The 12,382-nt window shown below is 67.2% G+C and carries 12 protein-coding genes; 9 read left to right on the top strand and 3 right to left on the bottom strand.

Annotated elements, in window-relative coordinates:
- Positions 1-17 precede the first annotated feature (17 nt).
- The gene (locus FPY90_RS18785; RefSeq protein ID WP_498682724.1) at positions 18-548 is read right to left on the bottom strand and encodes a WhiB family transcriptional regulator; all 531 of its coding nucleotides are present in this window, start codon (positions 546-548) and stop codon (positions 18-20) included.
- 289 nt (positions 549-837) lie between these two features.
- On the opposite strand from FPY90_RS18785, the gene FPY90_RS18780 reads away from it, so the two are divergent.
- The gene (locus tag FPY90_RS18780; RefSeq protein WP_498682722.1) at positions 838-1,572 is read left to right on the top strand and encodes a TIGR03089 family protein; all 735 of its coding nucleotides are present in this window, start codon (positions 838-840) and stop codon (positions 1,570-1,572) included.
- A gap of 159 nt (positions 1,573-1,731) precedes the next feature.
- Here FPY90_RS18780 and FPY90_RS18775 read toward each other — a convergent pair whose 3' ends face one another.
- On the bottom strand, positions 1,732-2,298 hold the full coding sequence (locus tag FPY90_RS18775; protein ID WP_071215453.1) for a GtrA family protein: 567 nt from the start codon (positions 2,296-2,298) through the stop codon (positions 1,732-1,734).
- A gap of 249 nt (positions 2,299-2,547) precedes the next feature.
- Between FPY90_RS18775 and FPY90_RS18770 the strand changes: the two genes are divergently transcribed.
- The 4 genes from FPY90_RS18770 to manA are packed head-to-tail and all read left to right on the top strand — an operon-like array spanning position 2,548 to position 7,144.
- The gene (locus FPY90_RS18770; RefSeq protein ID WP_498682721.1) at positions 2,548-3,699 is read left to right on the top strand and encodes a 5-(carboxyamino)imidazole ribonucleotide synthase; all 1,152 of its coding nucleotides are present in this window, start codon (positions 2,548-2,550) and stop codon (positions 3,697-3,699) included.
- A gap of 29 nt (positions 3,700-3,728) precedes the next feature.
- Positions 3,729-4,229 carry a 5-(carboxyamino)imidazole ribonucleotide mutase gene (gene purE / locus FPY90_RS18765; protein WP_498685621.1) on the top strand — a complete coding sequence of 167 codons (501 nt, stop codon included), beginning with the start codon at positions 3,729-3,731 and terminating at the stop codon, positions 4,227-4,229.
- A 7-nt stretch (positions 4,230-4,236) separates the two neighbouring features.
- Positions 4,237-5,865, top strand: a complete 1,629-nt coding sequence (locus tag FPY90_RS18760; protein WP_498682720.1) for an LCP family protein — start codon at positions 4,237-4,239, stop codon at positions 5,863-5,865.
- Between the two features lie 31 nt (positions 5,866-5,896).
- Entirely contained in the window at positions 5,897-7,144 is a 1,248-nt protein-coding gene (gene manA / locus FPY90_RS18755) for a mannose-6-phosphate isomerase, class I (RefSeq protein WP_498682718.1), read from the top strand.
- An 89-nt stretch (positions 7,145-7,233) separates the two neighbouring features.
- Here manA and glpX read toward each other — a convergent pair whose 3' ends face one another.
- Positions 7,234-8,256: a class II fructose-bisphosphatase gene (glpX, locus tag FPY90_RS18750; protein ID WP_071215450.1), complete on the bottom strand. Its 1,023-nt coding sequence runs from the start codon at positions 8,254-8,256 to the stop codon at positions 7,234-7,236.
- Between the two features lie 173 nt (positions 8,257-8,429).
- On the opposite strand from glpX, the gene FPY90_RS18745 reads away from it, so the two are divergent.
- From FPY90_RS18745 to FPY90_RS18730, 4 genes are all read left to right on the top strand, one after another.
- Positions 8,430-9,116, top strand: coding sequence for a DUF4245 domain-containing protein (locus FPY90_RS18745; protein WP_498682716.1), 687 nt, complete (start codon positions 8,430-8,432; stop codon positions 9,114-9,116).
- A gap of 171 nt (positions 9,117-9,287) precedes the next feature.
- A complete protein-coding gene (locus tag FPY90_RS18740; RefSeq protein ID WP_498682715.1) occupies positions 9,288-9,932 on the top strand; it encodes a carbonic anhydrase in 645 nt (214 codons plus the stop codon).
- Between the two features lie 158 nt (positions 9,933-10,090).
- Positions 10,091-11,503 carry a class II fumarate hydratase gene (locus FPY90_RS18735; RefSeq protein ID WP_498682714.1) on the top strand — a complete coding sequence of 471 codons (1,413 nt, stop codon included), beginning with the start codon at positions 10,091-10,093 and terminating at the stop codon, positions 11,501-11,503.
- A gap of 175 nt (positions 11,504-11,678) precedes the next feature.
- Positions 11,679-12,356 (top strand): TetR/AcrR family transcriptional regulator, encoded by a 678-nt coding sequence (locus tag FPY90_RS18730; RefSeq protein ID WP_071215447.1) that lies wholly within the window; start codon positions 11,679-11,681, stop codon positions 12,354-12,356.
- Positions 12,357-12,382: the final 26 nt, after the last annotated feature.

Genomic DNA, 12,382 nt, shown 5'->3' with positions numbered 1-12,382 from the left:
GTGGATCGTGGGGAGAATTAGACTGCTCGCTTCCGCAAGCGCCGACGTTCGCGCTCCGACAACCCGCCCCAAATCCCAAAGCGTTCATCGTTGGTCAAGGCGTATTCCAGGCATTCGGACCGCACGTTGCAGGCACCGCACACGCGCTTGGCGTCCCGGGTCGATCCGCCCTTTTCGGGAAAGAATGCCTCGGGGTCGGTCTGTGCGCACAGAGCCTCGGACTGCCAGCCCAGTTCGCCTTCCTCGTCCTCGGACCCCAATCCGATCCAGATGGCCTGGGCCGGGCTCTTGCCGTCGGCCGATGCATCCAGGCTTGGCGCCCAGGACGGGGTCGGTTCGGTGACCAGGTCGTTGGCGGCGTCATGCGCCGCGAGGAAGGCAGCGGTCTCCTCGGCCGGGGTCAGGACCCGCGAACCATTGGATTGCTGTTCCGGGCCGGAGGCCGCAGGGTCCACGAACCAGTCCGCCGGCACACCCCGGCCGCCGTTGAAGTTGGGCGCAATTCCCGTCGTTGCGGCTTCGTTGAAGCTTCGATCCACGTTCCCCATGGTTTACCAACCTTCCGCCGTTACGAACTAGACACAAAAAATGACCGTAAAATGAGCGACATCGACGACCTTCAATAAAAAGCCGTCGAGGGACAATTTCGCTCCCCCAGACGGTGCACTATCTAATTACACTGGTGTAACTCCGGTCGCGTCAAGTGCGGCCGTCGATTTTAGCCACACATGTCGTAGATTTAGAGCCACGCCACGCCCGGGACTTCGGCGGGATCGCACAGCAATACGCCTGCCCGCGGATTCCCGGGGAATTCACAGGCTTGACAAGGAGCAATACATGCCCATTGATACCAATTCGTTATCTCCCGTCGAATCACTTCTGGCACCGGTGCGCCATTCCACGCACCCGTACCTCACCTGGTACTCGCGGTCCGGGGAGCGCGTCGAGCTCAGCGGACGCGTTTTTGACAACTGGGTTGCCAAGAGCGCGAACCTTTTGCACGAAGAATTTGATTTAGCCCCGGGCAGCGTTGTCGCCACCGACATGCCCGGCCATTGGAAGTCCGCGGCGCTGGCCCTGGCCTGCTGGCACCTGGGTGCCGAAGTGCGCTGCGTGGCCCCCGGAACGGATCCCGGGAATGTCGATGTATTTATTACCGCCGATCCGCAAACCTTAGCAGTCAACGGCTCGGTCGAGGTCATCGCCGTCCCCTTGCCCTCGCTCGCCATGGCCTTCGACGGCCCGCTGCCGGTCGGCGCCACTGACTACGCCTCCGAGGTCCGCTCCTACGCGGACTCGTTTTTCCCCTCCCCCATCGACACCGACGCCACCGCACTGGTCTCCGAAACCGGGACGCTGGCCTACACCCAGCTCTTCGCCGCCGGCACCGATCGGGTGGCCGCCGGGGCCACGCTGATGAGCACCGCGTGGCCGCTGGAGCGGATCCTGCCGGCGCTCCTGGCCCAGTGGATCGGCGGCAACCCGGTGGTCATGGTCGAAGACGGGGTCAACATCACCGATTCCCTGCTCGGCGGCGAACGGGTCGTCACGCGCCTGGACGCGCAGGACTAGGGACCGGGCCCCGGCGCCTGCCGGCGCGTTGGCGGCCCCCGGGTGCCGGGCATGAAAAAACCCCGGCACGATTTCTTCCCGGATCCATCCGCCCGGTGGCGGTTGGTGGATTCCTGAAGTTTCGTGCCGGGGCATCAGCCCGGCGGCTGGGCGAAGCCCTCAGGCGGCGCCGTCGGGGGCGCGCAGCGTCCGGTTGCCGCCGGAAACTCCGTGCTCCAGCGAACCGGTTTCGGGACCGACGCTGAGCAACTCGCGATCGTGGGCGAATTCCTCTTCGTCATCCATGGCCGCGCCAAAGACCCAGAAGCGGTAGGCGAAGAACCGGAAGATGGTGCCCAGCACCAGGCCGACCACGGACCCGGCAATAAACAGGCTGGTGGTGTCGGTCAGGCCCATCCAGTACTTCGTGACGAACACGCAGGCTGCGGCGATTCCCAGCCCGATGGCGTTCATGATGAGGAACATCACCAGTTCGCGCACGACGTTGGCCTGTCGGCGGTGGCGGAAGGTCCAGAAGCGGTTGGCAACCCAGGAGAACATCGTGGCCACGACGCCGGCAACGATCTTTGCCTTGACCTCGGAGTCGTGCATGGGGCCCTGGAGCATCCACAGGTAGATGCCGGAGTCGATGACGAAGGCAACACCCCCGACGACGCCGAACTTGGCGACTTCCCGCCACATCATGGACACCAGGCCCATGAGCTTGTCCCAGATCCTCGTCAGCATGATCCTCCATGTAATCGTTTCAATGCGTTTCGCCGCCCCTCAAGGACGAAGATCCAAGTCGCGGCGATGGAGCTGATCCGCGACTTCTTGACCCGGTCAACCAAGCCATTCTAATGCGATTCGCTGAAAGTTCACCGACAAAGGTGTCCAAACTCCCTTTGCCAGCAACCCGCGAGCGCGTAGGTTGGGTAGGCTAGGCGGGTGACGTTTCCAGTGATTGGCGTTGTTGGCGGAGGCCAACTCGCACGAATGATGGCCCCCGAGGCATTGAACCTCGGCTTCGAACTACGCATCCTGGCCGAAGGCCCTGATGTCTCAGCCGCGCGCTGTGTTGCCGACGCACCGGTGGGTGATTACAAGGATTTGGCAACGCTTCGGGAGTTTGCACGCGGACTCGACGTGCTGACCTTCGACCACGAGCACGTGCCCAACGAGCACCTGCAGACGCTGATTTCCGAGGGCGTGAACGTGCAGCCGCGACCCGCCGCGCTGATCCATGCCCAGGACAAGCTGGTCATGCGTGCGGCCATCGCGGAGCTCGGCCTGCCCAACCCGGCCTGGGCCGCGGTCGAAACCGTCGAGGAACTGCTGGCGTTCGGCGAGCGGATCGGCTGGCCGATCGTGCTCAAGACCCCGCGCGGCGGCTACGACGGCAAGGGCGTGCGCATGCTCGATTCCGCCGACGAGGCCCGCGCCGCGGCCGACTGGTTCGGCAACGGCGCCCTGCTGGCCGAGGACAAGGTCGCCTTCACCCGCGAGCTGTCCGCCCTGGTGGCCCGCACCCCAGGCGGCGAGGAAAAGGGCTGGGACGTGGTGCACACCATCCAGGTCGACGGCGTCTGCGACGAGGTCATCGCCCCGGCCAAGGACCTGCCCGAGGACGTCGCCCGGGCCGCGAAGGACGCGGCCCTGAAGATCGCCGACGCCTTCGGCGTCACCGGAGTGATGGCGGCGGAACTCTTTGAGACCCCCGGCATCGGTGCCGGGTTCGTGATCAACGAACTGGCCATGCGCCCGCACAACACCGGGCACTGGACCATGAACGGTTCGATCACCAGCCAGTTCGAGCAGCACCTGCGCGCGGTCCTTGACCTGCCGCTGGGCGCTACCGACGCGCTGGCCGAAACCACCGTGATGAAGAACTACCTCGGCGGGGCCAACCAGGACCTGTTCACCGCGTTCAACGCCGCACTGGCCGCCGAACCGCGCGTAAAGGTCCACGCCTACGGCAAGTCCGTGCGCCCGGGACGCAAGATCGGCCACGTCAATGTGGTTTCCGAGCCCGGCGAATCGGTCGATTCGCTGCGCGACCGGGCCAACGCCGTGGCCTCCCTGATCCGTGACGGCGTGCCCTCAGCGGCACCCGCCACCGCCACCTCCGTCGAAGGACACACCTCTTGAGCACTCCCGCACCGCTTGTAGGCCTGGTCATGGGCTCGGACTCGGACTGGCCCGTGATGAAGCTGGCAGCCGAGGCCCTGCGCGAATTTTCCATCCCCTTCGAGGCCGACGTGGTCTCCGCGCACCGCATGCCCGAGGACATGATCGCCTACGGCAAGGCAGCCCACAGCCGCGGCATCCGCGTGATCATCGCCGGAGCCGGCGGCGCCGCCCACCTGCCGGGCATGCTCGCCTCGGTCACCCCGCTGCCGGTTATCGGCGTCCCGGTGCCGCTGAAGACCCTGGACGGCATGGATTCGCTGCTGTCCATCGTGCAGATGCCCGCGGGCGTCCCCGTGGCCACCGTGTCCATCGGGGGGGCGCGCAATGCCGGCCTGCTGGCCGTACGCATGCTCGCCGCCGGCACCGACGAGTTCGCCGCCCGGCTCCAGGAACAGCTCATCGACTTCGCAGGGACCCTGCGGCAGGTCGCCGCCGACAAGGGCGCCGCGCTGCGGGCCGCCGTCGCCGCCGAAACCCCCGGCACCTAAGGACCCCATGACATCGAGCCGCCACCACTCCCGCAACCCGGACCTGCTCCCGGACGCCGTCTCGGCTCCCGCGCCGGTGCGTTCCAAGCGCGCACTGTTCCTGCTGCTGCTGACAGTCTTCTTCCCAGGCAGCGCCCAATGGGTCTCGGGCAAGCGCGCCCTGGGCGGGTTCGTCATGCGCATCACCCTGGCCTGCTGGGCGCTGCTGCTGCTGGTTCTGGGCGTCGCGCTGTTCAAGCGCGACTGGCTGCTGGGCTTCTTCGCCCAGGCCTGGGTCCAGCTGGGGGCCTCGGTGCTGCTGGTGGTGCTGGCCGCCGGCTGGTTGTTGATGTTCCTGAACACCCTGGCAATCATCCGGCCCAAGTACCTGGCCCCCGGGGCCCGCATCGGGCTCACCGCCACGCTGTTGGTGCTGGCCCTGGCCATCACCGGGTCGCTGGGCTACGGCGCGTTCGTGCTGAACAAGGGCCGCGAAACCATTTCCAACGTCTTCTCCGCCGGACCGGCGTTCAAGCCCGTGGACGGGCGCTACAACATCGCGGTGTTCGGCGCCGACTCGGCCGGGAACCGCGAGGGCGTGCGCACCGACTCGATGTCGCTGCTTAGTGTCGATGCCAAGACCGGCAAGTCGCTGCTGATCTCGATCCCGCGCAACTTCCAGAACGCCCAGTTCTCCAAGGACTCCCCCATGCGCGAGGTGTACCCCACCGGGTACAACTGCGGCGACGAGTGCCTGTTCAACGCGATCTACCGCGATGCCACCGACAACCACGCCGACCTCTATCCCGGCGTCGCAAACCCCGGGGCGCAGGCAACCATGGAGGCCATCGAGGGCACCACGGGCCTGAAGGTCCAGTCCTACGTGATGATCGACATGGCCGGGTTCGCCGGCTTCATCAACGCCATGGGCGGGGTCACCGTGGATTCGGGCGGCTGGGTCCCCTACAACGGCAAGGCCTGGCCCAATTCCTCGGTGAACACCCATTGGTTCGCCCCCGGCGAGCACCACTTCACCGGCAAGCAGGCCCTGTGGTTTGCCCGCTCCCGCGACTTCACCACCGACTACCACCGCATCGCCCGCCAGCAGTGCCTGCAGCAGGCCATGATTTCCCAGTTCAGCCCCAAGACCATCCTCACGCGTTTCACCTCGCTCATGGATGCCGGCGAGCAGCTGGTGGAAACCGACATCCCGCAGCAGCAGCTCGGCTCCTTCCTGAACCTGGCCGACAAGGCCCGCGCCACCCCGTTCAAGCGCCTGACCCTGGGCGCGCCGGACTTCGGGTCGGCCGCGGACAAGTTCTCCACGTACCCGGACTTCGACGCGATCCACACCCGCATCCAGGACTTGATCGCCGCGCAATCGGGCGCAGCGGCCTCCAAGGCCCCGGCCAAGAAGAGCGCCGAGGCGACCAAGAAGTCCGATTCCGCCGAATCCTCGGCCTCCTCGGGCTCGGATCCGGGCAGCAAGCGCAACTCCGAGCCCGGGAAGATCTCCGTGGTGCCCTCCGACGCGCCCACCGCACAGGCCGATGGCTCGGAGCTGACCGAGAGGTACCTGGTGACCCTGGAACAGATCGGCCGCACGGACTTGCTGGAAAAGATTGCCGCCAACAACAACGAGTGTTCCGTGCCCTGACCTGGGCCCCTTCCCATGCCAAAGGACCATGATGTATCGCCTGACAAACACCATCCGTGATTATGCCTGGGGATCCACCGGCGCCATTGCCGGTCTTTTGGGAACCGCTCCCAGCGGCAGGCCCGAGGCCGAGATGTGGCTCGGAGCCCACCCCTCGGCCCCTTCCCTGACGCCGGACGGCGGCGAGGCCACCGGCCTGGACCGGTTGATTGCCGCCGACCCCCAAGGACTGCTTGGCCCGGAGGTCGCACAGGCCTACGGCCAGCTGCCGTTCCTGATGAAGCTGCTGGCCGCCGGCAAGCCGCTGTCCATCCAGGTGCACCCCTCCGCGCAGCAGGCGGCCGCCGGCTTCGAGGCCGAGAACGCCGCGGGCCTGCCCGCCGACGCGCCGCACCGGAACTACCGGGACGGCTCGCACAAGCCGGAAATGATCTATGCCCTCTCCGATTTCGCGGCCCTGAGCGGCTTCCGCTCCCCCGCCGCGACCGCCGAACTCTTCCGTTCCCTGGGTGCCGTGCTGGATGGGCCAAACGCGGCAACCTGCGCCCGGATCGTGGAGCTGCTCTCCAACCCCGTCGAGGCCGAAGCACTGAGCTCGACCTGCGAGTACCTGCTGGGCGGGACCCCGGAACCGGGAAACCTGGTGGCGGCCGCCGTCGCCGCGGTGAAGGCCCACCCGGCATTGGCCGAACATGTCTCGCTGGCGGAGCTGCCGCGGATCAACGAGCACTATCCGAACGACATCGGGGTGCTGGTCTCGCTGTTGCTGAACCTGGTGGTGCTGGCCCCGGGGCAGGCCATCTACCTGGATGCCGGGAACATGCACGCGTACCTGCGCGGGCTCGGCGTGGAGGTCATGGCCAACTCCGACAACGTGCTGCGCGGCGGGCTGACGCCCAAGCACATCGACGTGCCCGAGCTGCTGCGCATCACGCGTTTCGAGGCCCTGGGCGTCCCGCTGCTCGAGCCCGAGACGACCATGTACGGCCAGCAGGTCTTCACCCCGCCCTTTGCCGAGTTCCAGCTCCAGCACATCGAGCTTGACGCCGTCGCCGACGCCACCGACATGGGCGGCGGGGACGTGCCGGTGGCCGCCAACGGCCCGGTGATCGTGCTGTGCGTCGCCGGCGAGGTGCTCATCGACACCCCGCGCGGGGACGAGCTGCTGCGCCGAGGCGACTCGCTGTTCATCGGCGCCAACGAGGCCCCCGCCATGGCCCGGCGCAGCGCGAACTCCGCGGGCCGCGCGTTTGCCGTGACTCCGCAGCCGGTGCCATAGGCGCCCAAGGCAAAAAACGCCGCGGGGCCCGACAGGAATGAACTTCCTGTCGGGCCCCGCGGCGTTAAGCGGCAGGGCCGCCATGGGTTTTAGCGGGTGTAGGCTTCCCACTTGTCGGACTGGTGCTCGCCCTCGACGAAGCGGATGGTGCCCGACTTCGAGCGCATCACGATCGACTGGGTGTGGATGCGGCCGTTCTTGTAGCGCACCCCGCGCAGCAGGTCGCCGTCGGTGATGCCGGTGGCGGCGAAGTAGCAGTTGTCGCTGGTCACCAGGTCGTTGGTGGTCAGCACGCGGTCCAGGTCGTGGCCGGCGTCGATGGCCTTCTGCTTCTCGTCGTCGTCCGTGGGCCACAGGCGGCCCTGGATGATCCCGCCCAGCGACTTGATGGCGCACGCGGTGACGATGCCCTCGGGGGTTCCGCCGATGCCCATCAGCGCGTCCACGCCGGTGCCCTCGCGGGTCGCGGCAATGGCGCCGGCGACGTCGCCGTCCATGATGAACTTGGTGCGTGCGCCGGCGGCACGGATCTCATCGACCAGCCCCGCGTGGCGCGGGCGATCCAGGATGCACACGGTGATCTGGGAAACCTTCTTGCCCTTGGCCTTGGCGATCAGGTGCAGGTTCTGCTTGACCGGCAGGCGCAGGTCGACCAGCTCGGCGGCCTCGGGGCCGGTGACCAGCTTTTCCATGTAGAAGACCGCGGAGGGGTCGAACATCGAACCGCGGTCGGCCACGGCCAGCACCGAGAGGGCGTTGTTGATGCCCAGGGCGGCCAGTCGGGTGCCGTCGATCGGGTCAACGGCAACGTCGCACTCGGCGCCGGTTCCGTCGCCCACGCGTTCGCCGTTGAACAGCATGGGGGCTTCATCCTTCTCGCCCTCGCCGATGACGACGACGCCATTGAAGGAGACGGTGGACAGCAGCGAGCGCATGGCGTCGACGGCCGCGCCGTCGGCGGCATTCTTGTCGCCGAACCCAACCCAGGGGCTCGAGGCAATGGCAGCGGCCTCGGTCGCGCGCACCAGCTCAAGGGCAAGGTTGCGGTCCGGTTCGGCGTCGCCAACTGAAAGTCGTGGGGACAGGTGGGCAAAATTCGTGGCTTCAGTCACGGTCTTCCTCGTCGTTGAGATCTGTTCGTTTGCCGGGGGCCAACACCGTCCATCATATCTCCCGAGGTCAATTACGCCCTTTCGGCACCGACTTGCGTTTCGTGCCATCCCGGGGCGGCGGCCGGCGCCGGGCCTGTTTAGATTCTGCGGGTGCCATGGGCGAGAATGGAGGGGTGAGTGAACACCCCGAAAGCCCCGCCGTGCCCGCAAACACCCCAGAGCCGACCGAGACCCCGGCCACGGTGGACACCGCCGTGCCGTCGAACGCCGCCGGCCAGGTGCCTGACACCGGCCAGGAACCGGCCCCGAAGCCGCTGCTGACCCCCTCACAGGCCAAGCGGGCCAACCAGACACTCAAGGGCATGATCATCTCGGTGGTGCTCACCGTGGCCGTGGCGGTTCCCGTGATCCTGATCAACCCGCCAAACAAGGCCGACACCTACCGCGCGCCCGTTGACATCGCCGCTGTCGCCTCGCAGGCCGCCCCCGACGCCGATTTCACCCCGTGGGCCCCGAACCTGCCCGAGGGCGACTACGTGAACTTTGCACGCTGGATCACCAAGAACGTCGACGGGATCAAGTACTGGGAGTTCGGCGTCGTCACCAAGGACGACAAGTTCGTGTGGGTCCGCCAGACCGCCAAGACCAACCCGTCGTGGCTGGCCGCCGTGACCCAGGGCGCTACCCCCGCGGGCACCCACACCGTGGACGGGACCGAGTGGGAGCTGCGGAAGAAGGAGAAAACCCAGGTGTTGATCGCCACGCGCGGCCAATCCACCATCGTGCTCTCCAGCGACAGCGGCACCGAACCCCTGGAGAAGCTCGCCGGCCTGGCCCAGCGCGAGATCCCGGCCAACTAGCGGTCCATTGCCCGCTGCATTCCGGACGCGGCGTTCGGCGGACACCACGGCAAGCATGAGACTTTCCCCACATCCGACGTCCCCGGCGCGCCGCGGGATAGCGTTTCCACGGGGCTTCACGAAACACATGGGTTTCAACCCGGCACCGGTGTTGCGTCTATGCTAAAAAACATGAACCCACCCGAAGCCGAGGCATTCGCCGACCACGTACAGTTGACCCCCGCCCAGGCCTGGCGGAGATTGCGTGAAGGAAATTCCCGTTTCGTTGCCGGGCACACCGACCACCCGAACCAGGATGCGTTGCGCCGCCAGTTCCTGGTCGACAAGCAGCACCCCTTCGCCGTGATCTTCGGCTGCTCGGACTCGCGCCTCGCGGCGGAAATCATCTTCGACCTCGGCCTGGGCGATGTCTTCGTGGTGCGCACCGCCGGGCACGTGATCGACTCGGCGGCGCTGGGCTCGCTTGAGTACTCGGTGGCCATGCTCAACGTCCCGCTGATCGTGGTCCTGGGCCACGACTCCTGCGGCGCGGTGACGGCCACCATCGATTCGGTGGAAAGCGGAACCATGCCGCCGGGCTTCATCCGCGACCTGGTTGAGCACATCACCCCGTCGGTGATCACCGCCCGCCGCAACGGCATCCGCGACGTGAACACCACCGTGGTGGAGCACGTGCAGCAGACCACCCACCGCCTGGTCGAACAGTCCCGGATCATTTCCTCCGCCATCGACGAGGGCCGCACCGCGGTCATCGGGGTGACCTACCGCCTGGCCGAGGGCAAGGCGGAAATGGTTTCCGGTTTCGGCGTGCTCTAGGCACCACCGTCCTGGAACCGGCCGGCCCCCGGGAGCCGGCCGGTTTTTTCATGCGCGCGAGGTGCACCAAGCTGGCTTTTATTCCCGTGTTCGCCGTTCGCAGGAACTGTGCGCCCGGCCACTGCCGAAGCGGGGGCTTCGGGCGTACCGTGGGTGACATGGACACTTCTGTTGACTTCCGCATTGAACACGACACCATGGGCGAGGTCCGGGTACCGGCCGCCGCCCTCTACCGGGCGCAGACCCAAAGGGCCGTGGAGAACTTCCCGATTTCCGGCAAGAAGCTGGAGCCCGCGCACATCCGGGCGCTGGCCCAGGTGAAGAAGGCCGCGGCGCTGGCCAACCTGGAGCTCCGGGTGCTTGATGCCGAGCGTGCACTGGCGATCGTCGAGGCCGCGGACGAGGTCGCGGACAACAAGTACGACGAGCATTTCCCCATCGACGTGTTCCAGACCGGCTCGGGCACCTCGAGCAACATGAACATGAACGAGGTCCTCGCCGAGCTGGCGACCCGCGCGCTCGCCGCGGCCGGATCCGAGACCATCGTGCATCCCAACGACCACGTCAATGCGTCCCAGTCCTCCAACGACGTCTTCCCCACCTCGGTGCACGTCGCGGCAACCGCCGGACTGCTGGGCGACGTGATCCCGGGCCTCGAGGTCCTGGCGGCCTCGCTGGAGGCCAAGGCGGTTCAGTTCAAGGACGTGGTGAAGTCCGGGCGCACCCACCTGATGGACGCGACCCCGGTGACCCTGGGCCAGGAATTCGGCGGCTACGCCGCGCAGATGCGCTACGGCGTCGAGCGCATCATGGCCTCGCTGCCGCGGGTGGCCGAGGTGCCGCTGGGCGGCACCGCGGTGGGCACCGGCATCAACACCCCTGACGGGTTCCCGGAGCGCGTCATCGAGCTGCTTGCCGAGGACACCGGGCTGCCGCTGACCGAGGCCCGGAACCACTTCGAGGCCCAGGCCAACCGCGACGGGCTCATCGAGGCCTCCGCCCAGCTGCGCAACATCGCGATCTCGCTGATGAAGATCAACAACGATTTGCGTTGGATGGGCTCGGGACCGAACACCGGGCTGGGCGAGATCGCCATCCCCGACCTGCAGCCGGGCTCCTCGATCATGCCGGGCAAGGTCAACCCGGTGATCTCCGAGGCCGCGATCATGGTCGCGGCGCAGGTGATCGGCAACGACACCGCGATTGCCTGGTCCGGGACCAACGGGGCGTTCGAGCTGAACGTGGGCATCCCGGTGATGGCCTCGAACCTGCTCGAGTCCATCCGCCTGCTGGGCAACACCAGCCGGGTCATGGCCGAGAAGATGGTCGACGGGATCACCGCGAACGTGGAGCGCGCCCGCTTCCTGGCCGAGGCCTCCCCCTCCATCGTCACCCCGCTGAACAAGCTCATCGGCTACGAGAACGCCGCGAAGATCGCCAAGAAGGCCGTCGCCGACGGTCTCACCGTGCGCGAGGCGACCGTGGCCCTGGGCTTCGTGGAGCGCGGCGAGGTGACCGAGGCACAGCTCGACGAGCTGCTCGATGTCACCACCATGACCGGCAAGCACTGACGCCCACGCAGCATCCCCGGTCCGCGGCGGCCCGTCCAGGAAGGTTCCATTTCCCTTCCCCGGCGGGCCGCCGCTTGCATGTACCGGCACCTGGGCCGAGGGGTCCGGGAAGGCGGCCCGGTGAGCAATGCCACTTAAGTTGCACTCAACAACCAATAGTGCAAAACTGCACTCTGTGAAGAATAGTGCAAATGAGCTTCCCGCCGAGCCGGCCACCCCGCCCACCCTCAGCGCCCGCATGCTCAAGACCCGCCTGTCCATCTCGCGGAACGCGCGCGAGCTGACGGCCGAGCACGGCTTCGCCGGCTTCACCGTCGAGGAACTCTGCGCCCGCGTCGGGATCTCCCGGCGCACCTTCTTCAACTACTACGCCACCAAGCTCGACGCCGTCTTCGGGCACGCCGAGGACGGGCTCTCCGCCGAGGCGCTCGAGCGGTTCATGAACGCGAGGCCCGCCGGGACCACGGGGATCTCCCCCACGCTGCTGGCCGACCTGGTGACCCTGGTGCTCGAGCAGCTGCGCCTCGACGACGCCGAGATCCGCGGGGTCCACGGGTTCTTCACGATCCTGCACCGCGAGCCGGAACTGCTGGCCCGCATGATGAAGGTCGGCCCCGAACGCCAGGCCGAATTCACCGCCCTGGTGGCCAAGCGCGAAGGCGTGGCGGCCGACCACGGCGGCATCGGCGTGCTGGTGCACGTCCTGCAATTCGCGACCCACCGGGCCATCGAGCGCTACCTGGCCTCCCCCGAAGGCCCCTCGCTGGAGGAAGAATTCCTCTCGGTCATGAACCAGACCCGGGAGCTGTTCGGCCAGCACCTGCTGCACGAGCCCCAGGCTCCCGCGTCCTGACCCGGCGCTCCGTCGCCGCCACGCAT

The sequence above is a fragment of the Arthrobacter sp. C2 genome (genome assembly GCA_024207135.1).
Classification (GTDB): Bacteria; Actinomycetota; Actinomycetes; order Actinomycetales; family Micrococcaceae; genus Paeniglutamicibacter.
This window is presented reverse-complemented; position numbering and strand designations above follow the sequence as displayed.

Bases quoted from the DNA above. Each gene is read 5' to 3' on its own strand.
- FPY90_RS18775 (WP_071215453.1), bottom strand. From the start codon at position 2,298: ATGCTGACGAGGATCTGGGACAAGCTCATGGGCCTGGTGTCCATGATG.
- FPY90_RS18785 (WP_498682724.1), bottom strand. From the start codon at position 548: ATGGGGAACGTGGATCGAAGCTTCAACGAAGCCGCAACGACGGGAATT.
- FPY90_RS18770 (WP_498682721.1), top strand. From the start codon at position 2,548: ATGATGGCCCCCGAGGCATTGAACCTCGGCTTCGAACTACGCATCCTG.
- purE (WP_498685621.1), top strand. From the start codon at position 3,729: ATGGGCTCGGACTCGGACTGGCCCGTGATGAAGCTGGCAGCCGAGGCC.
- FPY90_RS18735 (WP_498682714.1), top strand. From the start codon at position 10,091: ATGGACACTTCTGTTGACTTCCGCATTGAACACGACACCATGGGCGAG.
- manA (WP_498682718.1), top strand. From the start codon at position 5,897: ATGTATCGCCTGACAAACACCATCCGTGATTATGCCTGGGGATCCACC.
- FPY90_RS18740 (WP_498682715.1), top strand. From the start codon at position 9,288: ATGAACCCACCCGAAGCCGAGGCATTCGCCGACCACGTACAGTTGACC.
- FPY90_RS18780 (WP_498682722.1), top strand. From the start codon at position 838: ATGCCCATTGATACCAATTCGTTATCTCCCGTCGAATCACTTCTGGCA.
- FPY90_RS18760 (WP_498682720.1), top strand. From the start codon at position 4,237: ATGACATCGAGCCGCCACCACTCCCGCAACCCGGACCTGCTCCCGGAC.